This is a genomic window from Verrucomicrobiia bacterium (genome assembly GCA_035946615.1).
In the GTDB taxonomy this organism is placed as follows: Bacteria; Verrucomicrobiota; Verrucomicrobiia; order Limisphaerales; family UBA8199; genus DASYZB01.
Genome location: DASYZB010000149.1, coordinates 21,617 through 47,920 on the forward strand (window position 1 = coordinate 21,617; position 26,304 = coordinate 47,920).

The following is a 26,304-nucleotide window of genomic DNA, read 5'->3' on the forward strand; positions in this document are numbered from 1 at the left end:
ATTAAGGCAGCCATCCCTCTTTTCGATACCACTCAAGAGCTTCTGAAATCCCCTGTTTGAGCGGGGTCTCGCATCGAAATCCAATCTCCTTCTCGAAGAGTGACGGCTCACACACCCAACCCGGGGCTCGCAACTCGGAGTACTTCTGCATGTTCAGCAACATTGCCCGGCCTGTCAGCCGGCCAAAGATCTCCTGTGCCAGGCACACGGGCCACAACGCCGCAGCCGGCAAAGGGCAAGGGAGCGTCCAACCCCCCATGGTTCCAGCGATTTGCTGCGCCATGCCGCTGGCGCTGACCCGCTCACGCGAGGCCACAAAATAGGCCTTGCCGGCAGCGCCAGGGTGGCCCAGGCAATTCACGACGGCTTGCGCCAGGTCTTTGGCATAGACGAGGCTTAGTATTTGTCGCCTGTTTGGCCGCGGCAGCAAATGACGGTGTACAGCGTTGAACATGGCAAAAAAACCGCTATCGCGCGGTCCATAAACAGCCGGCGGCCTCAGGATGGTGTAAACCGTGCGGCAATGATTGCGCACCTCGAGCTCTGCGGCCAGCTTGCTGCGGCCATATTCCGAGATGGGATTTGGCGCATCCAATTCGGTGGCGGGCCGTTCGGCCGTGGCTGGTCCAGCCACTGCCAGGCTCGATATATGTAGAAACTGTTGAATTGCTCCGTTACGCAAATTGAGGGCTGCGACCATGTTGCGCGTGCCCGTTTCATTCACCTCATAAAAATCCGAGTTGCGCCTGGCCTTGGTGCATCCGGCACAATGAATCACATGGGTCGCATCTGCCAGGGCCTTTTCCAGGCTCTTCAGGTCGTTGATCGAGCCGGGCCGGACCTCGACGCAGCCCAGATGGCGCTGAACGAATTGTCGATTACTGGTGGGCCGCAGCAGGATGGCAGTTGGAATCGCCCGCTCAACCAAGACATCAAGGATATGGCTTCCAACAAATCCGCTAGCCCCGGTGAGGAGGACTTTCATTTAAGAGCATGAGAAGACTTTAGGGAATCGGGGTTAATGGAATTTGGGGGTCCGGAGAAATCGGTTTGGCTTCCACTGGTCCCAATCAGATTAACCCAAGTTCTCTGCCCACCTTGCTGATCTTTTCAAGGGCGAAATCAATCTGCTCATCCATATGGGTTGCCATGAGACTGATGCGGATTAGCTCGTGCCCAGGGGCAACAGCAGGAGAGACCACCGGGTTGACGAAGACGCCTTCGTCCTGCAAGCGTTTACAAATCTTGAACGCCACCATCAGGCTGCGGCAATAGACGGGCAGGATAGGCGTTTCGGATTTGCCCAAATCAAAGCCCAGGCTGGTCAGGCCATTCTTCATACGCCCGGTGTTGCGCCACAATTGCCCGATGCGCTCGGGTTCCTGCATCATGATTTCGACTGCCGCCAGCACGGCGGCAACGTTCGCGGGACTCATGCTCGCGCTGAAGATCAGTGGACGGGAGTGGTGCTTGAGGTAATCAATCGTCCCGGCATCCGAAGCGATGAATCCGCCCAGGCTGGCCAGCGACTTGCTAAACGTGCCCATGATAAGCTGGACCTGGTCCGTCATGTCGAAATGATTGGGGGTCCCGGCGCCATTCCTGCCCAAAACACCGATTGCGTGAGCGTCATCAATCATCACCGCTGCGCCATATTTGCTCGCAATCCGGCACAATTCGGGCAACTGGATGACGTCACCCTCCATGCTGAACACCCCGTCCACTACCACCAGCTTGCCGGCCCCCGGTTCCAGTTGCTCCAAGCGGGTTTCCAACGCCTCCATGTCTTGGTGCGGGAAGCGGAAGAACTTGCCTTGGGCGACGAGGCAGCCCTCAACAATGCTGGCGTGGTTGCTTTTATCGCCGATGATATAGTCGCCTTTGCCCACCAAGGCGCTGATAACGCCCAGGTTGACTTGAAAGCCCGTGCTGTAGAGCAGCACCGCCTCCTTGTTGACCAGTTTTGCCAAAGCCGCTTCCAGTTCCAGGTGGATATCCAATGTCCCGTTCAAAAAACGCGATCCGGCGCACCCGGTGCCGTATTTGGCAACAGCAGCTTGGGCAGCTTCCTTGATTTTGGGATGGTTCGTCAGCCCAAGATAGCTGTTGGACCCTAGCATCAGGACCCGTCGGCCCTCGATCATGACCTCGGTGTCCTGGGCAGAGGAAATCGTCCGAAAATAAGGGTATAATCCCAATGCCCGTACCTGGGCGGCGCTCTTGAAATTTTTGACCTTATCAAAGAGCGGTAGCCTGCCGTGGGCAGGTTTGCCCTTATTTCGGGTGGTCCGATGGTCTGTTTCCCGGATGCCTGCAGGACGCGGCAAGCGGTATACCTCGAGCTGCTCTACGTGCCCGTTGTCCCTGCTGGGCGCCTTTTCGTGGTAAATCATAATAAACGAGTTGCCAACGGAACCTGCATTTGCCCTCCCTTTTACCCTTTCTGGCACGGGTGGCAAGAAGGAAATTTGACGGTTTTTGGGGCCAAATGGTGTGAACCTTCAAACACCACCAGTCTCAAGGAGGTGTCAAATTCCAGCAATCGATGGGGAGGTGTGGTTTGGGTTGCGCAGTTGCTTGCGGTCCAACGGGTTGAGTGGTTGGAATTTGCGCCGGGCTAATCTAGTTCAGTACAGGGATTGATAAAGCTTGGGGGCGCTCCAGAGAAGACGATACCGAGAGCAGATCACAAGAGAACGCGCTACTCGAACGGATTCAGCATTCTGGGTCGCCTGGCCGAGCTCTCCGGAGAGATCGCTCATGACATCGTGGCCCGGACCCGGGAATCTGGAAGCGCCGAAAAAACCAGAGGAGCTTCCTCCACCGGAGACTAACGACTAACTAACTGGCTGCGGACACCTCACCCCAGGGTCACGCGGTCTCTTTTTCCAGGTCTTTATCCAGGTCGCGTTCGGCTTGACCCAGCTTCCGCTGGACACGGCCTGCCTCGCTCTGCAAGCGGCCCTTCGCTTTAAGCCGCCTGTTGCCGGTAAGACGCCCAGCGGCTTCTTTGCTTTTCCCCTTAACCTGTCTTCCAACGCCCTTGGCGATGTTTCTTGTGCTCGGTTTCATACAGGCACACTACTTTTTATCCTCTGTCGGACTATGGGGAATACGTCCCAATTTGGAGGGCATGAATCCATGCCCGCTCCATTCTTCTCGTAGCTCCGTAATTTCACCGATGATTACTCCGTAATCGGCGGAGTTGCGAGTCTCTCTTCTGAGCGGATGATGGACGAGTGTTATCACCCAATCGTTCTGGCGAGCGAGATCGATACGTCCTGCTCCCGAACAACGGAAGAAAATGTGGGTGCGGAAAACTCAAAATTTAAAAGATAGAGCTGGATGATGTATGGCAAGAAGGCATAAGGGGTCGGGGAGACAAGTGGTCGAGGGCCGAGGGGGGCTTCCGGCATGGAAGCGGTGCCTGGATTATGGGCTCATTGCGCTTTTATCTCCGGCGATTCTGTTGGTCGGAACCGTCGTGGGGCTTCTGGTGAGGCTCGGCTCGGCTGGTCCGATTTTTTTCCGCCAGAAACGTGTCGGCTGCAAAGGCAGCCAGTTTACCTGCTACAAATTCCGGACCATGCGAGTCGATGCGGAAACGGAATCGCATCGGCGCCATTTGCATGAATTGATTCAGTCGCGTCAGCCGATGACCAAGCTCGATGCGCATCGAGACCCGCGTTTGATTCCTTTCGGGTCCGTGCTGCGGGCCAGCGGACTGGATGAACTGCCGCAACTGCTCAATGTGTTGCGCGGTGAGATGAGCCTGGTCGGGCCGCGTCCATGTATTCCTTACGAATGCGAGAAATACCAGGCCTGGCACTGGAAACGATTTGATGCGGTGCCGGGTTTGACCGGCCTGTGGCAAGTCAGCGGCAAGAACCATACTACCTTCGAGCAGATGATCCAAATGGATATTGATTATTCTCAGAGGCGAAATCTTTGGCTCGATGTGCGGATTATTTTCAAAACGCTCCCCGCTCTTTGGGGGCAATACTGGGAGATGCGCGGATTCAAAAGCCAGGAAAGCGCGCCGCCCAGCCAGGCACTTCGGAAATCGGTTCAGTCCTACAACGTATGAAAGCGATGAAAACAGCGATCAAAGTCGGGGTAATCGGGTGCGGCTACTGGGGCCCAAATTTAGTGCGCAACCTGAGGCAATCCGCCGATTGCCAGCTCAAAGTCCTGTGCGATGCGAGCGAATCCCGCCTGAGCCACATGCGCAAGCTCTACCCCGAGGTGCAAACCACGCGGGATTACAGCGACCTGCTCAAGGATAACGGCCTGGACGCGATCGTAATCGCCACGCCTGTCCGGTTTCACCATCAGATGGCCAAAGCCGCGCTGGACGCTGGCAAGCACGTGTTTATTGAAAAACCACTCGCTCGGACCGAGGTCGAGGCGGCCGAGCTGGTCGGCATCGCCCAGGCGCGAAAACTGATTCTGATGGTGGGACACACATTTCTGTTTTCCCCGGCGGTGCGCCGGATGAAGGAGATCATCGAGGCCGGCGACATCGGCGAGGTGCAGTATGTGTCCGCGCGCCGGCTCAACCTGGGCCTGTTCCAAAAGGACATTAATGTAGCGTGGGACCTGGCCCCGCACGACATTTCGATCCTGCTGCATTTGCTCGAGGAACTCCCGGTGAGTGTTGCCTGCCAGGGCAGCAGCCATGTCACCCGTGGCATCGAGGATGTCACCATGATGAATCTCAAATTCCGCAAGAGCCGGTGCGCATTCATACACAATAGTTGGCTGGACCCAAAGAAAGTGAGGCAAATGACCGTGATCGGTTCCCAACGGATGATTGTTTATGACGACACCGAGCCGCTCGAGAAGCTGAAAATTTATGACGCCCGGGTCGAGGTGCCACCGCACTACGACACCTTTGCCGAGTTCACTTATTCCTATCACTACGGGGATGCGTATGTGCCTTATATCAAGCAGGACGAGCCTCTGAAGCTCGAATGCCAGCATTTTCTGGAATGCATCCGTGACGGGACTGTGCCGGTCACCAACGGACAGCTCGGTCTGGAAGTGGTCAAGATTCTGGAGGCCTCCACCGAATCGCTCCGCCAACATGGGGCTTCGGTGGCCCTGAGCTCAGCCGCTCCTTGGAACAACGGCCATACGAACGGCAATGGCCACACAAACGGCAACGGACATAATGCCGGCCTCCAAAACACGCCTATCGATTCTGAACGGGCGATGGTAGCCGCTTGATATGAGCGAGCAACTGTTACAACGCATTGCCCCCGATGTGAAATTGGGGCAGCGGGTGAAGATATACTCGTTCACCAATCTCTATGGGTGCGAGATTGGGGACGACGTGAAGATCGGCACGTTCGTCGAAATTCAAAAGGGGGCACGAGTGGGTAATCGCTGCAAGATTTCCAGCCATACCTTCATTTGCGAAGGTGTAACTCTGGAGGACGAGGTCTTTGTCGGGCACGGCGTCATCTTCATTAATGACCGCCATCCGCGGGCCACCAATGCCGAAGGGCTCTTGCAGAGCGAAGCCGATTGGCAATGTGTGCCTACCATGGTCAAGCGGGGGGCCTCGATTGGGTCTGGGGCGACCATCCTCTGTGGTGTTACTATTGGCGAGGGCGCTACTGTGGGCGCCGGCAGCGTTGTGACCCGGGATGTCCCGGAAGGCGCGGTCGTCGCTGGCAACCCCGCCCGTGTCCTTCGTCTTGCTGCCGTGTGAAAATCTTGTGGACCTCCAAGTCCCATTCGTGGACCTGCGGCTTCAAAACGAAGCGCTGATGCCGGAGTTGCTCGATGCGTTCCGTGAGGTAACAGAGTCCAGCGCCTTTGCCGGCGGACCCTATGTGGCCCGGTTCGAGGCGGAATTTTCCGCATATTGCCGCGCGCGTTATGCCTTAGGGGTGGGCAGTGGGACCGATGCGCTGTGGTTGAGTCTTCAAGCCCTGGGGGTGGGCCCCGGCGACGAAGTGATCACCGTTCCCAACAGCTTCATGGCCACCGCTGAAGCCATCAGTTTGTGCGGGGCGCGCCCGGTCTTTGTGGATATTGACGAGCAGACCTGCACGATGGATGCGGCGCAGCTTGAGGCGGCCATCACCTTGCGAACCCAGGCCATCGTCCCGGTGCATCTGTTCGGTCAGATGGCCGACATGGATGCGATTCTCAAGATCGCGCGCCGCCACGGCACACCTGTCGTCGAGGACGCTTGCCAGGCGCATGGGGCCGAGTACCGAGGGCGTCGAGCGGGCAGTCTGGGGGTGGCGGGTTGCTTCAGCTTTTACCCGGGAAAGAACCTGGGTGCATTTGGCGAGGCAGGAGCAGTGACAACGGACGAACCCGAGCTTTGGTCTAAAATCCGCATGTTGAGGGACCATGGGCAAGCCACTAAACACATCCACTCGGCCATCGGCTGGAACGCCCGGATGGATGGCATTCAGGCCGCCGTTCTCAGCCTGAAATTGCGCTTATTGGATGCCGCCAACCAGGCCCGGCGCACTCACGCCCGCTTTTACGACGAACTCCTCGTCGATGAACCAAGAGTGGGCCGCCTCTCAACCGCTTCCCACAATCTTCATGTCTATCACATCTACGCCGTGCGCGTGGGCCATCGGGACCGCGTCCTGGAAAAGATGGTCGCCCGTGGCATCCATTGCTCCATCCATTATCCAGTCCCGATTCACCTGCAGAGGGCCTACGCGTTTTTGGGGTTGCGCCCGGGCTCTTATCCGGTTGCCGAACAATTGGCGCAGGAGCTTCTCTCGTTACCGATGTACCCGGAGTTGCGCCCCGAGCAGATCGAATTAGTCGTCAATACCTTGAAGGAGTGCCTGAGTGACTGAGAGCGCATTTTGAGAATCCTTGCAGGAGCAGATATAGAGAGGCTCAAACTTCAAAGGAGTTCTGCATGGACCAAAGGTAAGATAAGAAGCCTCCTCACGTCGGCTCCTACAATTTTAAAACGCGTCCACGGTCAATCGAGCAGCGGCATTTCTCTCAGCCGCGTTTTAAGTATCTTGCCGGAGGCATTGCGTGGCAGGGCGGGCAGAAGGACCACTTTTCGAGGGACCTTGTAATCCGCCAGTTTTTTGCGCAGGAACTGTTGGACCGCCTTTTCCTCGAGCACCGCCCCGTCGATTGAGGAAATAAACGCCACCGGTTGTTCGCCCCGCCGCAAATCCGGTTTGCCGATGACGGCCGCCTCCTTGACTCCCGGGAATTCATAAAGGACCTCTTCGATCTCGCGCGGATACACGTTGATGCCATTGACCAGTAGCATGTCCTTCTTGCGGTCGGTGATAAAATAGTAACCCTCCTCGTCCCGGTAGCCGATGTCGCCGGTGAGCAGCCATCTCTCGCGCATGACCTTGGCGGTTTGCTGCGGCTGATTCCAGTAGCCCAGCATCACATTGCCCCCCCGCACACAGACCTCGCCAATCTCCCCCGCGCCCAATTGGTTGCCGGCGTCATCCTGGATGCTCACCTCGACATTGGCGACAGGCAGCCCGATCGAGCCGGGCTTGCGCGCACCATTGAGCGGATTCTTTGTTACAACCGGGCTTGCCTCGCTCAGACCATATCCTTCGATGAGAGGAATCTTAAACTTCGCCTCAAATTCCTTCAGCACGACCACAGGCAGAGGCGCGGCGCCGCTGACGCATAGGCGGACGGGTAGCGGCACGGGCAACGAGACATTGACCATGCTGCGGTAAAACTGGGGAATGGCCGGGAGGATTGAAGCCTGGCGTTGAATGATTTCTTGCAGCACGTTGCGCACAGGGTGCAGCGACTTTATCAGGACAATCGAGCCGCCCACCAGCAGCGGCAAGAATAATCCAACCGTCAGCATGTAGCTGTGGAAGAGCGGCAGCAACACGGCGAAGCGGTCCAACTCGACAGTTTGAAGAACGATTCGGCAGCTTTCGACGTTGTGGAGCAGATTGCCATGGGAGAGCATCGCGCCCTTGGGGCGGCCAGTAGTTCCGGAAGTGTAAATGAGCAGGGCCAGGTCCGAAGCCGAGGGCTGCGCCGGTTGAATTTCTGGCGGCCAATCAGCGCCGTTGCCAGCGGTTTCATTGAATTCCTCAACTCTAAACAGCTTCAATCCTGGCCGCTCGGATGCGACTGCCCGAAAATGCGCCCCAAGTTCCGAGTCAGTAATCAGAACACCGATTCCGGCGTCCTGAATAATGAACTTAACCTCGTCGGGTTTGAGGAAATTATTGATCGGAACGGCCACCGCCCCGGCCTGTAGAATCCCAAAGAGAGCGGAAACAAATTCCGGACAATTCTTAAGCCAGAGGCCAACGCGGTCGCCGGGTTTCACTCCGTCGTTCTGAAGACGGCCCGAGACCAGCAGGCTCTGGCGCCACAGGTCGGCATAAGAATATTCGCGGTCGCCCCAAAACAGAGCGGTTTTGCCTGCGTGCTTTTGGACAGCATTCGCGAAAGCGGCAGCCAGATTCATTCAATGCATAATATGAGGAAATGCGAGAAGCCGCGCAAGGGGGGTTGGAGTGCATCTCGGCACTGTGCATCGATTTGCTGCCTGTCTGAGCGCCAACAGAACCACGGCTCTCCGCTTTACTGTTTACGAAGTCGAAAGAACTGTTCGGGTTGCGTTATGGCCAGCGACACAACTTCCTGTCCGTTCTGCGGCACGGGTGTATTGGTGACCGGGCTCCAAGCCGTTCCGGGCTGAAGGTTGGTCGCTGTTTCGGTCAGGAAACCTGTCGCACCGGCTGGCCAGGAGAGTAAAAGCTGGCTGCCGGAACGAACTGAAAGGAGAGGCGGGTGTCCGGGAGCGCTCCCGGCTGCGAATAGGATGCCACCGAGCAAATGGGCCTGAAACAGCGGTTCAGAGTAACTCTCTGGTGTGTGGCCACCCGCCGTGTACCAGGCGCGCCCGCCGTCATAATAATGAGACCAGGCAATCGGGTGGTCGGCCCCCATCGTGCCGCCGGAGTAGGTGCTTTCGTCCACTGTGGCCAGAACGTGGACCGCACCGCGCGGATCGATGTTGAAGTTATACCATTCATCTGTTCGGACCCAGGCTGCGGGCAGCGCGATGGTCGAAGGATCGCTATGATCCTCGACCCTGATGGTGGCCTGCTGGATAGAGGGGTGGCTGACGAAATAAGCGCTTACCAACTGCCCATACCACGGCCAGTTATGGAACGTATCCGAGGCCGCGTGGACCCCCACCCAGCCGCCGCCTGCCTCGACGTAATGCTGCAAGGCGCTCACCTGCTGCGCATTGGTGAGCACGTCACCAGTTGTGTTCAGGAAAATCAGCGCTTTGTATTGAGCCAAATTGCCATCGGTAAACCAGGTCGCGTCCTCGGTGGCATCGACCGCAAAGTTATTGGTCGCGCCCAATGCCTTAATGAGAGCAATGCCATTGGTAATCGAAGCATGGCGATAACCCGCTGTGGCCGAGAACACCAGCACCTTGAATGCAGGGGATTGGGCACACACCGCCCCAGCCGAGAGCACGCAGATTAACAGGACCTGCTGAAATAATCTCATGGAGTCCCAAGATTATAAACGACAATAAGCCTTTTTTCAGCTTTTGCTTCGAAGGCTGTGCTTCGAAGGCCCTGCTTGCGCTCTATTGCGCGGCGGCTCGGGATGCGCCCGATTGGCACCAGGCAGTTTGAATTATTGATATTGAATTGAATTGCTTTTTGGCACGCGAATTGTTTTGTACGCTGCGCGGGTGAGGTTTAACATTTAATGAAAGCGAACCGACGCTTCGTCATCGCGCATGCGGCCCTGCTGGAAGTTGGGCGTTGAACGCGTGCTGGTTTCAGTTTCAGCGGCGGTCGCTTATTTGAACCGTTCGCTGCGAGTGGTGTTCTCGTGTTCAGCGGTTGGCTAAAAAGGTGTCGAGGTGCGCATCAGCGTATCATAGAGGTGTTATGAGCATCACGGAAATCAGGCAACTGCCCTTGGCCGAGAAGCTTCAGATAATGGAATCAATCTGGGAAGAGTTGCGTGCGCAGGCCGATCAGGTCCCCGTGCCATCATGGCACAAAACGCTGCTGGACGAGCGCAGGAAAGCCGTCACGGAAGGCCGCGAAGAGGTCCTCGACTGGGATTCGGTCAAGAGCTCCCTCGGATCGCGCCGCCGCGAATGATCCGGATCGTTGGTTCGGCACGTCGCGATTTGGAGGAAGGCTTCCAATTCTACGATTCGCAGGAGCTTGGATTGGGGGACTACTTTCTGAGTTCCGTTCGAGCTGACATCGAAAGTTTGAGGATCACAGCCGGAGTGCACAGAGCGGTTTACGCCGATTATCATCGCATGCTATGCAAGACTTTCCCATTCGCCGTTTACGACACAAAGGTGGGGAACGGCTCGGGATGTGGCCGACTGGCGCAATCCGGACAGACGCTGGATGCGAACTGAGCGTTGGAATGCTCCTTAATATAAACCTCTACCGCCTGCCAGTAGCCGGCGTCATTGCGGATTCTTTTGCAACTTGCGCAGAAGGGCAAAAGGCCGGAGAGAGTCTTGATATGGGCCAGGGCGTGGCTCAATTCCTGGATCAGCTTCAGCCGTTCGCGCTCTTCCTGCTTGGCCTGAGATATATCGCGCGCAAAGCTCGATGCGCCGATGACACGCCCTGTGGCATCCTGGATTGGTGAAATCGTCAGGTCCACTTCCACGTAAGAACCGTCTTTGCGAACACGAACGGTCTGCAGATGCTCGAGACGCTCCCCTTGTTTGAGCAATTCAAAAATCTCAACCACATCCCGGGGCCGGCACGCCGGGACGAGGGAAAAGACCGAACGCCCGATCATTTCGGCCGCTGTATAACCGTAAAGGCGCTCAGCCCCGGCGTTCCAACTGACCACGGTTCCATCCAGGGTCTTGCCGATTATCGCGTCTTCGCAGGACTCGACAATGGCGGCCAAATGGGCCGTTGCAGCCTCCGCCAGCTTGCGGCTGCGCCGCTCGCGCGCAGCGGCCAGTTCGCGCCTGACAGCCGAGGCAAGACGCGATGTCCTGTCTTTCATAAGGTAGTCGTGAACACCCGCCTTCATCAACTCAACCGCTGTCTCCTCGCCGATAGCCCCCGAAACGATGATGAAGGGGATGTCCAGCCCCTTGCGCTGATAGACACCCAAGGCCTCCGGGCCGCTGAATAATGGCAGGCAATAATCGCTTATGATCACGTCCCATTCCTCATCATCCAGAGCAACGCTCATTGCCTCGGCGCTTTCCACACGCCGCAGGATAGGTTCAAAGCCACCTCGTTGAAGTTCGCGAAGCAGCAGCAAACTGTCATCTTCGGAGTCTTCGACCATCAGGACGCGGAGGGGATCAGGCATAGAGGGCGGCTGGCGCGAAGTTCTTCGACATACGATTCTAGATTACGCTTGTCGTAAAGGCACGAAATGGGGTGAATACCCCAAAGGCCCTTGAACGCCCCATTTGAATGCCGACCCCGGGTGGCGGATAACTGGGGTGGGAGATTGGGTAGCTCCCCAAGGGCGCAGGCGATGTCCACCTAATGGCTGCGCCCTTGCAGGCAAAACCCTTTTGGATTTCAGTGCGGTGTGACCAGGACCATCCAGAACACACCGAACCGGTCAACTACCATGCCAAAGCGCGCGGAGAAAAATGTTTTCCCGAGCGGCATTTCAATTTTCCCGCCCTCCGCCAGCGCGGCGAATGCCTTGTCCGCCGCCGCCTCGGTCGGCACGGTGAGCGACAGCGCGAAACCTTGGAAATTCGGCTTGCCCGTCGAGCGCCCGTCGGAGGCCATGATCTGCGCTTCGCCGATGCGGAAGTTTGCGTGCATCACTTTGTTGGCATCGGGAGGGGCGCAGCCGGGCGGCGGCGGCTCGGGACTGTCTTTGTAACGCATCAGCATGTTCACTTCCGCGCCGAGCGCCCGCTTGTAAAACTCGATGGCTTCTTCGCATTTTCCGTCGAAGAATATGTAAGGTTGGACGATTGCATTGGTTGTCATAATTTTCTTGTTGTTGACTGCTAATATCGTTTTTCATGGATACGACGAAAGGGCCGGTCCCGGCAGGACAGTTATTTTGCGTTTTCGTCTTTTTCCCAAAGAGGGACCTCATCTTCTCACGACTTCAATTTTAAAGAAACCTCCTCAGGATTGGTTCCAGCTCTTTCCTCGTCTTGGCCGGCCAGAGTTTTTTATCCGTAATAATGGCGGTTTCCAACGCGCGATGGCAAGGCCAGTTGGGGTCCGACGGGATTTGGGGCAGCGCTTGGGCGATGATGGCCTTTGCAAGCGCCGCATTTTTCGTCAGATTCGCAATGACCATTTCCACGGTGACGTGGGCCTCGTCGGCTTTCCAGGCATCGTAATCGGTCACCATGGACATTGAGGCGTAGGCGATCTCGGCCTCACGGGCGCATTTGGCCTCGCCCAGATTGGTCATGCCGATGACATCATAACCCAGATTGTGGTTGCTCATCGACTCAGCTCGCGTGCTGAAGGCGGGTCCTTCCATGTTCACGTAAATCCCGCCATTGTGGACGCGGGCTTTCAATGTTCGCGCCGCCTTCAAAAGGATTTGGCGCAATTCTTCGCTCACCGGCTCTGCAAAGGCCAGGTGCGCCACGATGCCACGTCCAAAGAAGGTGTGGGTTATGGATTGCTTGGTGCGGTCCACGAACTGGTTCGGCAGGACGATGTCGCAGGGTTTATATTTGGCCTGGAGCGAACCGACGGCGCTGACGCTGATAATCCACTGCGCGCCCAGTTTTTTCATCGCCCAGATGTTGGCGCGATGATTCAACTCGCTTGGCAGGATACGGTGGCCTCGGCCATGGCGCGGCAGAAAGAGCACCGGGCGCCCGGCCAGGGTGCCGGACAGGACATCATCGGATGGCGAACCGAATGGCGTTTTGAGTCGGAGCCACTTCTGGCCGGTAAAGCCTTCGATGTGGTAAAGACCGCTGCCGCCGATTAGCCCGACGCGATATTGAGACATGCGGGGCGTTATAGCGGGAAACACTCAGGATTCACAATGGAAAAACCATTCCCGGCGCCAATTGACGCCCTATCTATGGGGCGCTAGATTTGTCAAATGGCGCTTTTGGAAAGTCAGGCCGCAGTAGTGGACCGGTTCCGGTTGCGCAAGCCCTTGCCCCGGGCGCAACTCGATACACTGTCCCGCGAGATTCTCGTGCTCAAAAAGCAGCTTAACGCCGTCATTCTTGCCCACAATTACCAGGTCCCCGAAATCCAGGACGTGGCCGATTTCGTTGGCGATTCGCTCGGACTCTCACAGCAGGCAGCCCAGACCCAGGCCGACGTGATTGTTTTCTGCGGTGTGCATTTCATGGCCGAAACGGCCAAAATTTTGAACCCCGAAAAGATAGTGGTTTTGCCGGACAAAGCCGCCGGATGTTCGTTGGAGGAGAGTTGCCCGGCAGACAAGCTGGCGGCTTTGCAGAAGACCAATCCTGACTTCTGGACCATCGCCTACATCAACTGCAGCGCCGCGGTCAAGGCGCTCAGCGACGTCATCTGCACCAGCGGAAATGCCGTCAAAATCGTTCAGGCCGCCCCGAAGGACAAGGAGGTGCTTTTTGTTCCGGACGAGAATCTCGGGGCCTGGGTGATGGAACAGACTGGGCGGGCGATGACGTTGTGGCGGGGCAATTGTTACGCGCACATTGAATTCCGGCGCGAGAGTTTGCTGCGGCTCAAGCAGCAATTCCCCGGGGCCAAGGTGATTGTTCATCCCGAGAGCCTGCGCGAGGTGCGGGACCTGGCTGATTCCATTTGCTCGACCGAGAAGATGATTACCTATTGCCGGACCAGCCTGGCGGCCCAATTCATTATTGTCACGGAATCCGGCATTATTCACCGGATGCAAAAGGAATGCCCCGGAAAACAATTCATCTGCGCCCCTGCGGTTGATGTAATGCGGGCGCCGTCCGACCCGTGCCACTGCAGCGAGTGCCGCTACATGAAAATGAACACGCTCGAGAAAGTCCGCGATTGCATGAAAGTGCTGGCCCCGCGCATCGAATTGCCCGAGCCCGTCCTCCAGCGCGCCCGCCTCCCGATTCGTCGGATGCTGGAGATTTCAGCGCGCTGAGACCGCATGGCTCTTGCGTTTCTGCGCTCACCGGGCGCGACGCGCTCCGAACCCAATCACCTGATATTGCTTTTGCTCCACGAGGCGGAAGCCGGCCTTTTGAATGCCGTCGGCAATGCCGGGCATGTGGGCTGCGCCCCAGGGAACTATCAAGTTGGCCGATTCGTCGAGGTGGTCATCGATTTGGTTGAGGAGATTGCGGTTGCGCTTCTTAAGGAGGTCTTCCCACAGTTGCTGCTCAAAGTTTGGCGGTGGGGAGTATTGCATCAGCTTGATTAGGTTCTCGGGGGTGAGCCCCTTGGAATGAATGAGCATGACGAGATTCAGGAAGTCGATGGTGCCGGGCTCAAATTGATCGACATCAATATCGGCGGGGACTGCTTCGTTGGGTGGCGGCCTGAATTCCCTCTGCTGTTCCGCCAGCCCCAGGGAGTTGGCCATGCGCCGGTAGGTGATTTTGTTTGTGAGCAGGTTCTTGGTGTCGCTCACCCCTTCCATAAGGATGATGGAGTTGGATGGGAAAGATTGGGAAAGCTCGCGATAGAAATCGCGTTGGCCAATGTGGGCCATGGGGACCAACTGGATGGTCTTGCCGTCGTTGCGGACATATTTTCTGGCCTCGACGGTCAGACCACTGGCGCGCAGGGCCACAAAACCTTCGCTGAAATGGCCCACCGCGAGCGAGGCGCACAGAAAGCAGTAGGCCACGACAGCAGGGACCAGAACGAACAGGTTCATCAGCAAGAACCCCGACAAGTTCAACCAGCTAAAGGCCCGGGGCGCCAGATGGTCTTCCCGGAACAGCGGCCAGTGCAACCGCAGGGTCCCCTGGAGCCGCCAAAGAATCACCAGGCCCAAGGTAACCTGGCAGAGCGACAGCAGCCAGGCCGCTTGTTCGAGGCGGCTGTGCCAATAAATCATTACGGGAAGCAAAAGAAGGCCGGCCAGCGGATTGAACAAAGTCACCGGAAGAAACACGCGCTTCGGGATCATTGGGGTGAGCTCCATGAGCGCGTAGATCAGAAGCGATGAGAGTATTGCCAAAAGGAACAATGTCCCGCGGAAAGCCGCAAGGCCATGCGCGTTGAAAAAGAGGATCAAAGAATCGTCCAGCAGGGAAACGAAGGCGTCGGCCAGGAACAGGCCAAGTCCCAGGCTCAGCAGGAGGGCGAGCAATTGCCGCGTGAGCGAGGGCTTGCGAACCTGTGCCGATGTGGGCGGAGGGGCGCTATCAGGGACTGGAGGCGGAAGGGCGCCCTCCGGCGGTTGGGATGCAGGTGAACCGGGGGCCGCACTGCCTGGCAGGGACTGTTCAGCGGAAGTTAAATTGTTTGGTTCTGGTTGCATTCTGGCACGGGCAATCTTCCGCGCGATACATATTTGAACGGCGGCCCGATGAAAGATCAATAGTAATGCGGAGAAGGGCCTAAGGGCCTTGGCCTTTTGCCTTTCTTATCGAATCGAGGACTTTTAGGCTATCGCGTGTTGAAATCTGGTTTAACAAATCGTGTTTTCATTGCAGGGGCGGTGGCCTTTGCTTTTTGCATGATGAAGGCTGCACTGGGCCAGACTGTCCCTACGTATCATGCGCGAGCGGACCAGGCGCTGCAGAGTTTCCTGCTTAAGTTCTGGGATGGGGGCAACCAGTATCTGCGCAATCTTTATCCCAGCAACGGCTCCCTTACCGGTTATTGGACTTACGCCAACGGTTGGCAGGCGCTCATGGATGGTGTCGAGCGCACCGGCGGCCAGCAGTATGCCGGCCTTATCGAGAGCTTTTATGAAGGACAGAACCAGCGCGGGTGGTTTAGCGGCTATTACGACGATGAGTGCTGGATGACGATGGCCCTAATTCATGCCTTTGATTTAACCGGCAATTCGAAATATTTAAACCAGGCCACAACGCTCTACGCCGACATCATGGCTGGTTGGGACACCAGTTGCTGCGGGGCCATTCCCGGGGGTGTCTGGTGGGACAAAGCCCACACTCAGAAGGCGACGGCCGCCAACGCCGGCGCCGCCCTGGCCGGGGCCCGGTTGTATTCCCGCACGGGCAACACAGCTTACCTTTCGTTTGCGCAGCAGGTTTATTCCTTTTGGTATGCCAATATGGTAAGCGGGAGCACCTACCAGGTTTGCGACCACATCACTACCACCGGGACCAAGGTCTGGTGGCGCTTCACCTATAACGAAGGACTGATGATCGGCGCCAGCGTCGCCCTGTATGATGCAACGGCCAGTTCGAGCGTTCTCACCAAAGCCCGTAACATCGCCGGTTACATGATCCAAAACGAAGTGGTGTCCACCCAGTACGGCCCGGCCTTGTATGACGGCGACAACTCTGGCTGCGGCGGCGATTGCCACGAGTTCAAAGGGCCGGCCTGCCGTTACCTGATGGAGCTCTATGCCAAAGACACCAGCTACGCGGCTTACCTGGCTGTGCTGCGGGGTAGCGCGAACGCGCTTTGGAACCTGGCGCGCAACACCAATTCGACTGTCTTTGCGGTCAACTGGGGGGGCCCTTCTCAAACGAATGTGGACCAGGCGCAGGTCAATGCCGCATGCATCGCTCTGAGCCGGTTCGCCGAGGAGTCAGGGCTATACCCTGGTTCCGGTTTGCCGTCCAATCAATACGAAGCCGAGAATGCCACTCTCCACAATCTGGGAGTCGAGGCCACTTACGGGTTGTTCACCGGTTGGGGCTATGTTGCGGGCTGGAACAGCAATGGGCAATCGGTGGATTTCACCGTGAACTGCCGGCGCGCGGACCGTTACACGCTGGCATTCCGCTATGCTGCCGGTGCTGGAGACGCCACTCGTGTTATCCTGACAAACGGGGTCAATGCGGTCGGAAACCAAAGATTTGTCAGCACAGGCGCATGGAGCATCTACAGCACCAATCGGCTCGCCTGCAACCTTCCGGCAGGGCCGAACACAATTTCCATTAGCTTCAATTCCTCTTTGGGCAGCGCCAATTACCTCAACCTCGATAATCTAACGGTGATTCCCCCTGACCCGATACTTATTACCGGACTGAGCGTCTCGCCGGCGGGCGCTGTGCAGGTGACCTGGAGCACGGACAGCGGATTGACTTATCAGTTGCAGTCCAGCCAGGTTCTGGCCAGTAATTCCTGGAGCAATGTCAGCTCTCCCATTGTTGCAGCGGGACCCAGCATCAGCTTCACCTATTTTGCGGGAACCAACAGCGCGCGATATTACCGCGTGATTCGGCCTTAAAGCATGGAAAAGAACCGGATGGAAGCCTTCAGCGACGGGGTGCTGGCAATCATTATCACAATCATGGTGCTGGAAATGAAGGTGCCAAAAGGGGCGGCCCTGGCCGTTCTCAAGCCGGTGGTCCCCGTGTTTCTGAGCTATGTGCTCAGTTTTGTCTATGTGGGCATCTACTGGAATAACCACCATCACATGCTCCATTCCACCAAACACGTCAGCGGCGGCATTTTGTGGGCGAACCTGCACCTGCTGTTTTGGCTGTCGCTCTTCCCGTTCGCCACAGGATGGGCGGGAGAGAATCATTTGGCCCCCACGCCAACGGCGGCCTACGGGTGCGTGCTGTTAATGGCGGCGATCGCGTATTGGATTCTCCAAAGCACCATTATCGCCCACCAGGGGCCAGGTTCATTGCTGGCGGAGGCGGTCGGCAAGGATTGGAAGGGCAAGGTTTCACCTCTGCTGTACCTGAGCGCTATCCCACTGGCTTTTGTTAACACTTGGATTGCCAACAGCCTTTATGTGCTGGTGGCAGTAATGTGGGTCATCCCCGACCGCCGAATCGAGCGTGTGCTGGTTAAACAAAACTAACCAAGAACTACATGGTTAGTTCGTTGCGGTTGGGAAAGGCGCTATGGCCGCGCGCGGCCGGGGCGGCAACGGCGGTGAAGGGCCGCGGCCAGTAGGGAGCGGCGGTTCCATGCTCATTTGCTGGACGAGATTCTTCCAGGTCTGGCGCTCCGCGGGAGTCATCCGCTCCCAACGTTTGGCATTATTCAGAAACTGCTGGCGTTCCGCCGGGCTGAGGCTGGCGAACTTTTGAAAGGAGCGCAGGCATTGGAGCCGTTGAGATGGCGGAAGGTGCTTATAAACAGTCAGCGCCTTTTCGATTTGCATGCGTTCCGGTTCTGAAATCGAGTGCAGGATGCCCCGCTGCTCGTTGGGAGTCAGCAGAAAGTACTGGTTAAAGCTGCTGGCAATCCCTTCCCGTTCCTCATCGGTCATTTGGTTCCACTGCCGCAGGCCCTGCTCGATCTGCTCGCGCCGGCTGCTGGGCAGGGTTTGCAAGGCGTGCTCCTTTTGTTCGGGCGTGCTTCCGGTCATTTCCGTGAGAAACCGCAGAGTGGCTTCATTGTCCAGAAGTTGCTTTTGCAATGTAGGCGGCAGCAAATCCCAAAACTTGAGCCGGTCTTCGACCAACTTGCGCATGTCTGGAGGAATCGCCGCTACGCGGTCGGCCCGATTGGCCAGCGGCGTGCGCAGCAGCGGGGGCAGGTACCACCACAACTCGGTCACACGCAGACGCAGCTCGCGTTCTTCTGGCTGAAGTTTCGAATAAGCATCCACCTTTTCTAAAATGAGCTTCCGGTTTTCCGGCGTGCGGCCTTCGAGCGCTTTTCTGCGCTCGACAGGGGTCATACCGAGCAAGTCGCGAAAGACCTCGACGGGCGACTTTGGCGGCGGGGGAGGCAGCGGGGGAGACATGACAGAGCCAGTTGAGTTGGTTTGCCCCTGAACCGGAACGCAGACCATGACAGCCAGAACGACCAGCCCAACCAACTTGCCGGAAGTGAGAAATAGCCGGCTCATTGCAGCAACGTGAGAAGCTCCGAATCCGGGGCCGGCGCGGGGCTCATGGCGCGGATAACGTCGAAATTGGTCAAGACCTCCGGGTCGTACAGAGGTGCGCCTGAGACGACTGTAAGGGTGCGCACAAATTGGGCGCGCCGATGGTTTTCATAACCATGATAGGAGAGAAGAACGGTGGTCAAAATAACAGCCGCAGCCGCGGTTCGAGGCAACCAACGAAGCCACCATCGCCCGCCTCGCAGCTCACCAGCTTCGGCCCTGCCGATATCATCCCGCTTGATGGCCGCCAGTACCTGCGAGGTAAAATTTGTGGGTACCGGCGCGTCAGGCAACCGGTCCAAAGCCTCGGTCAAGATTAGCTCCGCATCGCAATCGGTTTGAGCCTGGGGATGGGCGGCAAGCCAGCGTTTGAGTTCGGTCTCCTCGGATGCAGTCAGTTTCCGGCGCCAGACTAACTCGCGCAATCGGGGTTCCAGCGGGTTATTGGTCATAAAACTTCTCTTTAATAGTTAAAACCGTAAAAAGGGGAAAGTTGCGGTTCATTTTGATCGGTGCCATGAGCCGCTGCGCAGATAGGGTTTAAGCCTTTGTTTAAGGGTTTCGCGCCCGCGATGAATCAGCGATTTGGTGGCCGAGAGGGAACAATCCAGGATTCGGGCGATATCCTCATAGCTCACGTCATGCTGGCGGCACAACAGGACCGCCGCGCGCTGATTTTCCGGAAGCTCCGCCAGCGCTTTCTCGATTTTTTCCTCCAGTTCGCCCTGCAACAGGCAGTCCGGGGGTGAAAAAGTGCTCTTGTCCTCAAACTGATGCAGTGGCTGGTCCTCATTCTCTGGATGGGGCTCGTCCAGGGAAGTGGCCGGGTGGCGTCCGCGCCGGCGGATTTCGTTGAGGCAGAGGTTGCGCGTGATAGTAAAGAGCCAGGTAGTGAATCTGGAGGCCACCCGGTAGCGATGGGCAGATTTATGCACCTGGATAAAGACATTCTGCGCCAGGTCCTCGGCTTCCGTCAGGTCACGAAGCATCCGATAGGCCAGGTTCATCACCGGCTGTTTATACTTATCCACCAGCTCGGCAAAGGCCTCCTCGTCGCCCTCTTTGACTCGCAACATAAGGACGGCATCGGGGTCGCGCTCGACGGACATAGTAGCCCAGTTTATCAAACACCAGCCGGGTCACAAGGTTCGAGGAAAATTGAAACAAACCGGCCCCTGACTGTGTATTGTGATATAAGCCCTTGAAGGTTTCGGCCTTTGGGCCGAGGTTCAGCGAAGCCTGCAACTCTGGGAACGCTATGATAATGGCAGATATTCTGAAGATCGTGCTGATAGTCGTGGGCATTTTGACGATTTATGTCAGCTATTGGCTGTTGGCCCAAGCCCTATTCCCGGTTTTGGTCGAACGGGCCAGCCGGCAGTACAGCCGGCCATTTCGGATAACTGCTGCTGGTCTCGCCGCGGTGCTCTTGCCTTTCATCCTGGGTTACATTCTTAGCAATAGGCCAAATCCGCTCCTGAAAGCGAGTGGTTTCACGCTTTTAGTCATCCCGGCAATGCTGGGCCTGGCCGGCTCAGCAGGATTGACCCTGCGCATTGGCAAGGGTCTGCCTTCTCCCATAGATGAGTCACAGCCTTGGCGTCGAGTTTTGCGTGGGGGTGTGTTGCTGGCCTTTTCGTTTCTGCTGCCGGTAGTTGGCTGGGTTATCCTGCCCGTTTGGGTGCTCGTCAGCGGGCTGGGCGCCTTGATGCTGTGTTTGCTCGAGCAAGGCCGCAGCCGTCCCTCAACGCATGCAACCTTGGTCGCGCCCACCCAAGCCGCCGGATGAATATTCCACGGCGCAAATTCCTGAAGCTGGGCACAGGCAGTCTGGCGCTTTTGGCTGCCGGTTGCGACCAACTCCCGCAAGAGTTGAGAGGATTCCTTCTCACTCAAGCCAACGAGAGCGGCCCTTTCCTACCGCCGTGCAGGGAGAGCATCGATCCCGTCGTCCATGCCATCAATCGCATCACATTCGGGCAGCGTCCCGGCGATTATGCCCGCATCCGCAAGCTCGCCGGCAATCCAGAACAGGCCGCTGCGGCATATATCGAGCAGCAATTGCATCCCGAAAAGCTCGATGACGAAGAGGCCGAGTATGCCGCGCGCCGGTTTGAGACGCTGAGCCTGCCCTTGGGCGAATTGTTCGAGTACCAACAGAATCTCCTTCATCATGAACTCATGCGGGCCACACTGGTGCGCGCCGTGCGTTCCCAGCGCCAGTTGTACGAAGTGATGGTCCAATTCTGGTCGGACCATTTCAACATCGATCCGTCCAAAGGCGATTGTAAATGGCTCAAAGTGGGCGATGACCGCGATGTCATCCGCAAGCACGCGCTGGGCAAGTTCCCGGAAATGCTGCAGGCCTCGGCGCTGAGCCCGGCCATGCTTTGGTACCTCGATGGACGGGTGAACCGCCGGCAAAGCGGGGCCGATAAGCCCAATGAAAATTACGCGCGGGAATTGTTGGAGTTACACACCCTTGGGGTGCATGGCGGTTACACCCAAAAGGACGTGATGGACGTGGCTCGTTGCCTGACCGGCTGGACGGTGCGTTCGAAGGGGGAGCGGCCCTTTTTCCAGATCGGAAAGGTTGAGTTCAATCCGAGCCAGCATGATTTTGGCGCCAAGGAGGTGTTGGGAACCCGGATAGCTGCGGCACTGCCAGGATTGAGCCGGGAGCAGCGACAACGCAGGGGGCGACAAGAACTCGAGCAGGTCATTCAGTTGGCGGCGTGTCACCCTGCCACCGCGCGCCATATCAGCACGAAATTGTGCCGCCGGTTCATTGCAGATGAGCCCCCCATTGAAGCCGTGAACACGGTGGCTGCCGCCTTCTCCCAGTCGTCTGGGGATATTGGCGCCACGTTGCGCGCTCTTTTTAATACCGCGCAATTCCAGCAGGAACGCGGGAACCTGTTTAAACGCCCGTTCCATTTTGTGGTTTCTGCGTTGCGCGCGACGAGCGCCCAAACAGACGGGGGAATGAGCATCATCGATTTTCTTTCGCGGATGGGGCAGGCTCCCTTTAGCTACCCGACACCGGATGGCTATCCGCAGCAGGCGGCTCCCTGGATGGGGACCTTGCTGTGGCGTTGGAACTTCGCGGTGGCCTTAAGCCGCAACCGTATCCAGGGCACGCGCATTCATCTGGATACCTTACGCAGCAATGCGGGCGGGGATACGGGCTTGATGGCCCATTTGCTTGGGCGCAAAGCCACTGCCCAGGAGGCAAGGGCCTATGATGAGTCCGGGGCTGGGCTGGCGCTCATGCTGGCTTCCCCTGCTTTCCAGAGGTGTTGATATGAGTGATGCCAAAGCCCTGGTAAGCGGGAATGGAGACCAACGCCATGCGCTGGTGGTCATCTTTTTGCGCGGCGGCGCCGACGGCCTCAACCTGGTGGCGCCCCTCCAAGACGATGGTTATTACCGCGCGCGGCCACGCATTGCGATTCCAAAGAGCCAGGCTGTCCAGTTGGACGGCTTCTACGGATTGAATCCACTCCTCAAAGATTTGGCCCCCCTGTTTCAAGACGGCACACTGGCCATCATTCACGCCGCCGGATCGGAGGACAGCACACGCTCGCATTTCGAGGCGCAGGACTTGATGGAGCATGGGGGAGTAACGGGCGGAGGGTGGCTTGGGCGCTTTTTGCGTACGCAGAACCAGGGAGCTGCTGGACCTCTTGCGGCGGTTGCTATTGGCAAAGAGGTGCCAGAATCGCTGCGGGGCGCGCCGGCTGCAACCGTCTTTCAATCCCTTGAGGATTTTTCCCTCGGAGAGGACCCCAAAAGGCTGATTGATTGCCTCGGGAGTTTGTATGAAGCGCAAACGGACCTTTTGGGCCAGGCCGGGCGCTATACACTCGAAGCCGTGCGCCGCATAGAAACCCTCCGCAGTTCCCTCTACAAACCCCATCCTCAAGCCAATTATGCAAATGACGATTTCTCCAAGGGTCTGATGGAGATTGCCCGCCTGATAAAAGCCCGCATCGGCCTCCAAGCCGCGTCACTGGACCTCAACGGCTGGGATTCCCATTTCAGCCAGGAAACCATCATGGACCCGTTGATGGCACGGTTGAGCCGTGGGCTTGCCGCATTTTACCATGATCTGCGCGGCGAATTGGAGCACACGACCGTGATTGTCATGACCGAATTCGGGCGGCGGTTGCAAGAGAACTCTGCTTTCGGAACAGACCATGGCCGGGGCAGCATCATGTTTGTGCTGGGAGGAGGTATCAACGGGGGGCGAGTGCTGGGCAAATGGCCTGGACTTACACAGGATGTGCTGGAAGGCCCCGGTGATGTGCCGGTCATCAATAATTATCGGAATGTTTTGGCCCCCATTCTCGAGCGCCACGGCTCTCGCCAAGCCCTTGCCAATGTTTTCCCGGATTTCGACTTCTCTCCTCTCGCACTGTACCCTGCCTGAGAGCGAACGGGTTCTTTTCTGCCTCTGCCGTTTTAAAGCTCGTTTAAACTTCAACTGAAAACAAGCCCATTTAAGGGCATGACCCTATTGAGGGGAGGCACGGTTAAGCATTATAGGAAGGGTAGGAATCGAACGACTCAGGTTCGAAGGGTCCGGCGAGTCCCATTTGCGCTTCGCGAGAAGCAAATCAGGGCCTCGTGGAATCGGCCCGCCGAGAGATAAATAGAGGAGGCACAATTCATGAAGGCACAGGTTACAGCAGTATTGTTGGTCATTGGAATTGGCACGTTGAGCATCCGTGCACAGGGAGTTCAGCAGGCCCCTAGCGCGCCGAGTGCCCCCATGGCTCCCGTTCAGGGCGCCGCAAGGCCGCCGGTTGGCCAAGGCCCTATCCTTGCACCTGGACAAGTCCCGCCCGGCCTTCAGCAACAATCTCAGGTCCCACCCGCGCTGCGGCAGCAGATGCTGCTGGGAACCAACGTCATCCCTTCGGTGCCCCGATTCGGGCAGACAAACGGGTTTGGGATGCTCACCAATCAATTCGGGATGCTGAGCAACCAGTTTGGGATCATGACAAATCGGTTTGGGCTCATGACCAATCAATTTGGTACTTTGACAAATCAATTCGGAATCCTAACCAACCAGTTTGGGAGCCAGCTCCCAGGAACCAATGTGGTGGTTGTTACCAATGACTTTGACGCAGACGACTCGCGTTTTGCCGGCACAAATGCAGTTGGCGGAGATGGTAACCAGTTTGGCGCATTGACAAATCAAAACGGGTCGATTCTCCTCCCCGATCAAGGACTGACCCCGCAGGACAAGGCGCTTCTGGCCAAGATTCGGCATGAATTGCTCCCAGAGATCAGGAGGCACCGGATAGCCGTTCATCTGGCAAGCCAAAACGGGGTGGTCACCATCACCGGCTTTGTGCCCTCGCCGCAGGAGGGACAGGAGTTCGTAAGTATCGCGCAGCAAACCCCCGGTGTGACGCGCGTGATCAATCATCTGAGTGTCGCCCCCTCCCAGCCCTGGAACCCGGTGCCGCAGGACGAAGCGGTGACTGACCGCGATCGCCAAGTGCTAGGGGATGTTCGAGGGGAGATGCGCCGCCATCGCCATGGTCAAAACGACTTTGATTCGGTTCATATCGTCGCGCGCAACGGCGTCATTGAGTTGGAAGGCTCCGTCGGCTCGACGCAGGAAAAGCAGGCCCTGGAAACCGCTGTTAAAAACACCCCAGGCGTTGTTGAGGTGGTGGATGAATTGCGTATCGGCAGCAGCGAAGAGCAGGGTGAACCCGGAGAAATTGGCCAGCAGGGCAACCCTGCCCAATCCGGCCAGAGCGGTTCGTTTGTTCCCACTCTCCCTGTCCCGGGCGCCGGCCCACTTTCTCCGACCTCGCGCAGCAACGCTCCAATGAGCGTGTTCCCGACCAACCAGCTCGGAGCGCCGGTGCAAACCAACCGCTAGAAAACCCGGTGTTGAATACCCTCTCTCATCCGGTTGAGCATCCCACCGCTGTTCCGAAAAATGGCAGATGAAAAATGCTCAATGCTCAATGAATATTGAGCATTTTGGATTTTTCGTTGAAAGACCCTGGCTGCGCTCGGTATCATGGGGTGGCATTTATAGATCAACGGGTGACAAGAGAATCGCTGCCCCGTGCCGTTGCACGGTTGCCAAAGCTCCAGCCGGACCGCAAACTCCCCGGGACCTGGAAACCCAAATCAGGGATGTTTGGCAACTAAGTTGAATGGCGATAAAAGACGGCTTGCAGCCTCGTGAAACATCGAGGACGGTTCGGCGGTGGGGATGGCAACTCCTGGGTTATGCTATAGCGGCTGGCTGTTTGTATTGGGTCTTCCACAACGTCCCCTTCGCCCAGGTGCTGCGCTCGATCCTGAGAATCGATTGGTGGTGGGTGCCCTTGGCCGCAGCCCTGGACCTGCTCGTGTACGCATGCGCCGCGTGGGAATGGCAGTTGCTCCTGAAACCAGCCGGCCATCTATCTTTTGGGCAAACCTTGAAAGCCCTTCTCGCCGGACGCTTCGCCAATGACGTGTTGCCCGTTCACGCAGGCTATATTATTCGCGTTTACCTCGCTTCGGCCTGGACCAAGGCCACCATTGCCGAGGTGCTCCCCTCTCTTTTAATCGAACGGCTCTTTGACTCGTTCTGGCTGGCGTTGGGCATTGGTTTGACCGCCTTCTTCTTTCCTTTGCCAAGCAAACTCGCGCGGACGGGCGAGATTTTAGGCGGATTCATCGTTGCCGGCGTGGCGATGATAACCTGGACCACCTTCCGCAAGAGGAAACCGCGTTCAACCCAAAGACCAGCAAGATTCTCTCACTCGAAAACGGTGTTAAGGCTGCATTCCTTTCTTCAGCGGCTGGCCCAAGGCCTCCGCAGCATTGGCAGATCAAATCTGATCCTGGCGGCTCTCGGTCTTTCGATCATTAAACTCATCATTCAATGCCTGGCCTTTCTGGCGCTGCTCCACGCGTACGCGTTACAATTCTCACTCTGGACGCAGTTAGCCGTTTTCATCATCGCCTACATTGGAATTTCCATGCCCAGCACCCCGGCTGGGATTGGGGTGTTTCAACTCCTGTGTGTCGCCGGCCTCCGCTTTTTTGGCGTTCCCAAACCAGTCGCCAGCGGCTTTGCCTTGCTGGCATACGTCGTCTTGACCCTCCCCTTAGCTATTGCCGGTCTTATCGCCGTCACCCAAAGCGGACTGACCTTGCGCAGCATCCGGCGCCAAATCTCCCAATGGAAGCGGCCTTCCCCGATCCTTAGCCAGGTGAGGAAAAATGCACAGGTAGGTGAAAAATCTGTTGACACAACATCACCATTATGGTGATGTATAGCCATGCCCGCATTCACCAAGCGAAAAACCAAACTCCACCTCCAACTGACCAACTCCG

The 26,304-nt window shown here is 57.3% G+C and carries 25 protein-coding genes; 13 read left to right on the forward strand and 12 right to left on the reverse strand.

The annotated features are described in order from the left end of the window. Position 1: 1 nt before the first annotated feature. The 3 genes from VG146_21590 to VG146_21600 all read right to left on the reverse strand — a co-directional run bounded on the left by VG146_21590 (position 2) and on the right by VG146_21600 (position 3,072). On the reverse strand, positions 2 to 985 hold the full coding sequence (locus tag VG146_21590; protein HEV2394951.1) for an NAD-dependent epimerase/dehydratase family protein: 984 nt from the start codon (positions 983 to 985) through the stop codon (positions 2 to 4). An 85-nt stretch (positions 986 to 1,070) separates the two neighbouring features. Next, positions 1,071 to 2,393 carry an aminotransferase class I/II-fold pyridoxal phosphate-dependent enzyme gene (locus VG146_21595; protein HEV2394952.1) on the reverse strand — a complete coding sequence of 441 codons (1,323 nt, stop codon included), beginning with the start codon at positions 2,391 to 2,393 and terminating at the stop codon, positions 1,071 to 1,073. Positions 2,394 to 2,871: 478 nt separating this feature from the next. Continuing rightward, the gene (locus VG146_21600) at positions 2,872 to 3,072 is read right to left on the reverse strand and encodes a CsbD family protein (protein HEV2394953.1); all 201 of its coding nucleotides are present in this window, start codon (positions 3,070 to 3,072) and stop codon (positions 2,872 to 2,874) included. Positions 3,073 to 3,352: 280 nt separating this feature from the next. Between VG146_21600 and VG146_21605 the strand changes: the two genes are divergently transcribed. Genes VG146_21605 through VG146_21620 form a run of 4 tightly spaced genes read left to right on the forward strand, consistent with a single transcriptional unit; the run spans position 3,353 to position 6,836 of the window. Then, complete coding sequence (locus VG146_21605) at positions 3,353 to 4,087, forward strand: sugar transferase (protein ID HEV2394954.1); 735 nt, start codon at positions 3,353 to 3,355, stop codon at positions 4,085 to 4,087. 5 nt (positions 4,088 to 4,092) lie between these two features. Further along, positions 4,093 to 5,229: a Gfo/Idh/MocA family oxidoreductase gene (locus VG146_21610; protein HEV2394955.1), complete on the forward strand. Its 1,137-nt coding sequence runs from the start codon at positions 4,093 to 4,095 to the stop codon at positions 5,227 to 5,229. 1 nt (position 5,230) lies between these two features. After that, positions 5,231 to 5,716 (forward strand): acyltransferase, encoded by a 486-nt coding sequence (locus VG146_21615; protein HEV2394956.1) that lies wholly within the window; start codon positions 5,231 to 5,233, stop codon positions 5,714 to 5,716. Positions 5,717 to 5,723: 7 nt separating this feature from the next. Further along, positions 5,724 to 6,836: a DegT/DnrJ/EryC1/StrS family aminotransferase gene (locus VG146_21620; GenBank protein ID HEV2394957.1), complete on the forward strand. Its 1,113-nt coding sequence runs from the start codon at positions 5,724 to 5,726 to the stop codon at positions 6,834 to 6,836. Positions 6,837 to 6,967: 131 nt separating this feature from the next. Here VG146_21620 and VG146_21625 read toward each other — a convergent pair whose 3' ends face one another. Together VG146_21625 and VG146_21630 are read right to left on the reverse strand one after the other, a co-directional pair. Continuing rightward, complete coding sequence (locus VG146_21625; GenBank protein HEV2394958.1) at positions 6,968 to 8,461, reverse strand: long-chain fatty acid--CoA ligase; 1,494 nt, start codon at positions 8,459 to 8,461, stop codon at positions 6,968 to 6,970. Between the two features lie 116 nt (positions 8,462 to 8,577). Further along, on the reverse strand, positions 8,578 to 9,522 hold the full coding sequence (locus VG146_21630; protein HEV2394959.1) for a ThuA domain-containing protein: 945 nt from the start codon (positions 9,520 to 9,522) through the stop codon (positions 8,578 to 8,580). A 392-nt stretch (positions 9,523 to 9,914) separates the two neighbouring features. On the opposite strand from VG146_21630, the gene VG146_21635 reads away from it, so the two are divergent. Then, positions 9,915 to 10,133: an addiction module protein gene (locus tag VG146_21635; protein ID HEV2394960.1), complete on the forward strand. Its 219-nt coding sequence runs from the start codon at positions 9,915 to 9,917 to the stop codon at positions 10,131 to 10,133. 196 nt (positions 10,134 to 10,329) lie between these two features. Here the strand turns inward: VG146_21635 and VG146_21640 are convergent, their stop codons facing one another. The 3 genes from VG146_21640 to mtnP all read right to left on the reverse strand — a co-directional run bounded on the left by VG146_21640 (position 10,330) and on the right by mtnP (position 12,969). Then, on the reverse strand, positions 10,330 to 11,331 hold the full coding sequence (locus tag VG146_21640; GenBank protein HEV2394961.1) for a PAS domain S-box protein: 1,002 nt from the start codon (positions 11,329 to 11,331) through the stop codon (positions 10,330 to 10,332). Between the two features lie 218 nt (positions 11,332 to 11,549). After that, positions 11,550 to 11,975 carry a VOC family protein gene (locus tag VG146_21645; GenBank protein ID HEV2394962.1) on the reverse strand — a complete coding sequence of 142 codons (426 nt, stop codon included), beginning with the start codon at positions 11,973 to 11,975 and terminating at the stop codon, positions 11,550 to 11,552. Between the two features lie 130 nt (positions 11,976 to 12,105). Then, positions 12,106 to 12,969, reverse strand: a complete 864-nt coding sequence (gene mtnP, locus VG146_21650; GenBank protein ID HEV2394963.1) for an S-methyl-5'-thioadenosine phosphorylase — start codon at positions 12,967 to 12,969, stop codon at positions 12,106 to 12,108. A gap of 96 nt (positions 12,970 to 13,065) precedes the next feature. Between mtnP and nadA the strand changes: the two genes are divergently transcribed. Next, positions 13,066 to 14,085, forward strand: coding sequence for a quinolinate synthase NadA (gene nadA, locus VG146_21655; GenBank protein ID HEV2394964.1), 1,020 nt, complete (start codon positions 13,066 to 13,068; stop codon positions 14,083 to 14,085). Between the two features lie 27 nt (positions 14,086 to 14,112). Here the strand turns inward: nadA and VG146_21660 are convergent, their stop codons facing one another. Continuing rightward, a complete protein-coding gene (locus tag VG146_21660) occupies positions 14,113 to 15,432 on the reverse strand; it encodes a hypothetical protein (protein ID HEV2394965.1) in 1,320 nt (439 codons plus the stop codon). Positions 15,433 to 15,630: 198 nt separating this feature from the next. Here VG146_21660 and VG146_21665 point away from each other — a divergent pair, with 198 nt between their 5' ends. Together VG146_21665 and VG146_21670 are read left to right on the forward strand one after the other, a co-directional pair. Beyond that, positions 15,631 to 17,322 (forward strand): glycoside hydrolase family 76 protein, encoded by a 1,692-nt coding sequence (locus VG146_21665; GenBank protein HEV2394966.1) that lies wholly within the window; start codon positions 15,631 to 15,633, stop codon positions 17,320 to 17,322. Between the two features lie 3 nt (positions 17,323 to 17,325). Beyond that, complete coding sequence (locus VG146_21670; GenBank protein HEV2394967.1) at positions 17,326 to 17,907, forward strand: TMEM175 family protein; 582 nt, start codon at positions 17,326 to 17,328, stop codon at positions 17,905 to 17,907. A 15-nt stretch (positions 17,908 to 17,922) separates the two neighbouring features. On the opposite strand, the gene VG146_21675 is transcribed toward VG146_21670, so the two are convergent. The 3 genes from VG146_21675 to VG146_21685 are packed head-to-tail and all read right to left on the reverse strand — an operon-like array spanning position 17,923 to position 20,054. Beyond that, the gene (locus tag VG146_21675) at positions 17,923 to 18,906 is read right to left on the reverse strand and encodes a DUF3106 domain-containing protein (protein ID HEV2394968.1); all 984 of its coding nucleotides are present in this window, start codon (positions 18,904 to 18,906) and stop codon (positions 17,923 to 17,925) included. Continuing rightward, entirely contained in the window at positions 18,903 to 19,397 is a 495-nt protein-coding gene (locus VG146_21680; GenBank protein HEV2394969.1) for a hypothetical protein, read from the reverse strand. Before VG146_21680 ends, VG146_21675 begins: the two co-directional genes overlap by 4 nt. Positions 19,398 to 19,445: 48 nt before the next feature. Further along, positions 19,446 to 20,054: a sigma-70 family RNA polymerase sigma factor gene (locus VG146_21685; GenBank protein ID HEV2394970.1), complete on the reverse strand. Its 609-nt coding sequence runs from the start codon at positions 20,052 to 20,054 to the stop codon at positions 19,446 to 19,448. A 149-nt stretch (positions 20,055 to 20,203) separates the two neighbouring features. Between VG146_21685 and VG146_21690 the strand changes: the two genes are divergently transcribed. The 5 genes from VG146_21690 (at position 20,204) to VG146_21710 (ending at position 26,240) form a co-directional block, all read left to right on the forward strand. After that, the gene (locus VG146_21690; GenBank protein ID HEV2394971.1) at positions 20,204 to 20,734 is read left to right on the forward strand and encodes a hypothetical protein; all 531 of its coding nucleotides are present in this window, start codon (positions 20,204 to 20,206) and stop codon (positions 20,732 to 20,734) included. Next, positions 20,731 to 22,248, forward strand: coding sequence for a DUF1800 domain-containing protein (locus VG146_21695; GenBank protein HEV2394972.1), 1,518 nt, complete (start codon positions 20,731 to 20,733; stop codon positions 22,246 to 22,248). The genes VG146_21690 and VG146_21695 overlap by 4 nt, the downstream gene beginning before the upstream one ends. A gap of 1 nt (position 22,249) precedes the next feature. Beyond that, positions 22,250 to 23,377 carry a DUF1501 domain-containing protein gene (locus tag VG146_21700; protein ID HEV2394973.1) on the forward strand — a complete coding sequence of 376 codons (1,128 nt, stop codon included), beginning with the start codon at positions 22,250 to 22,252 and terminating at the stop codon, positions 23,375 to 23,377. A 240-nt stretch (positions 23,378 to 23,617) separates the two neighbouring features. After that, the gene (locus VG146_21705; GenBank protein HEV2394974.1) at positions 23,618 to 24,847 is read left to right on the forward strand and encodes a BON domain-containing protein; all 1,230 of its coding nucleotides are present in this window, start codon (positions 23,618 to 23,620) and stop codon (positions 24,845 to 24,847) included. A 283-nt stretch (positions 24,848 to 25,130) separates the two neighbouring features. Beyond that, positions 25,131 to 26,240 (forward strand): lysylphosphatidylglycerol synthase transmembrane domain-containing protein, encoded by a 1,110-nt coding sequence (locus tag VG146_21710; GenBank protein ID HEV2394975.1) that lies wholly within the window; start codon positions 25,131 to 25,133, stop codon positions 26,238 to 26,240. The last annotated feature ends 64 nt before the right edge of the window (positions 26,241 to 26,304 follow it).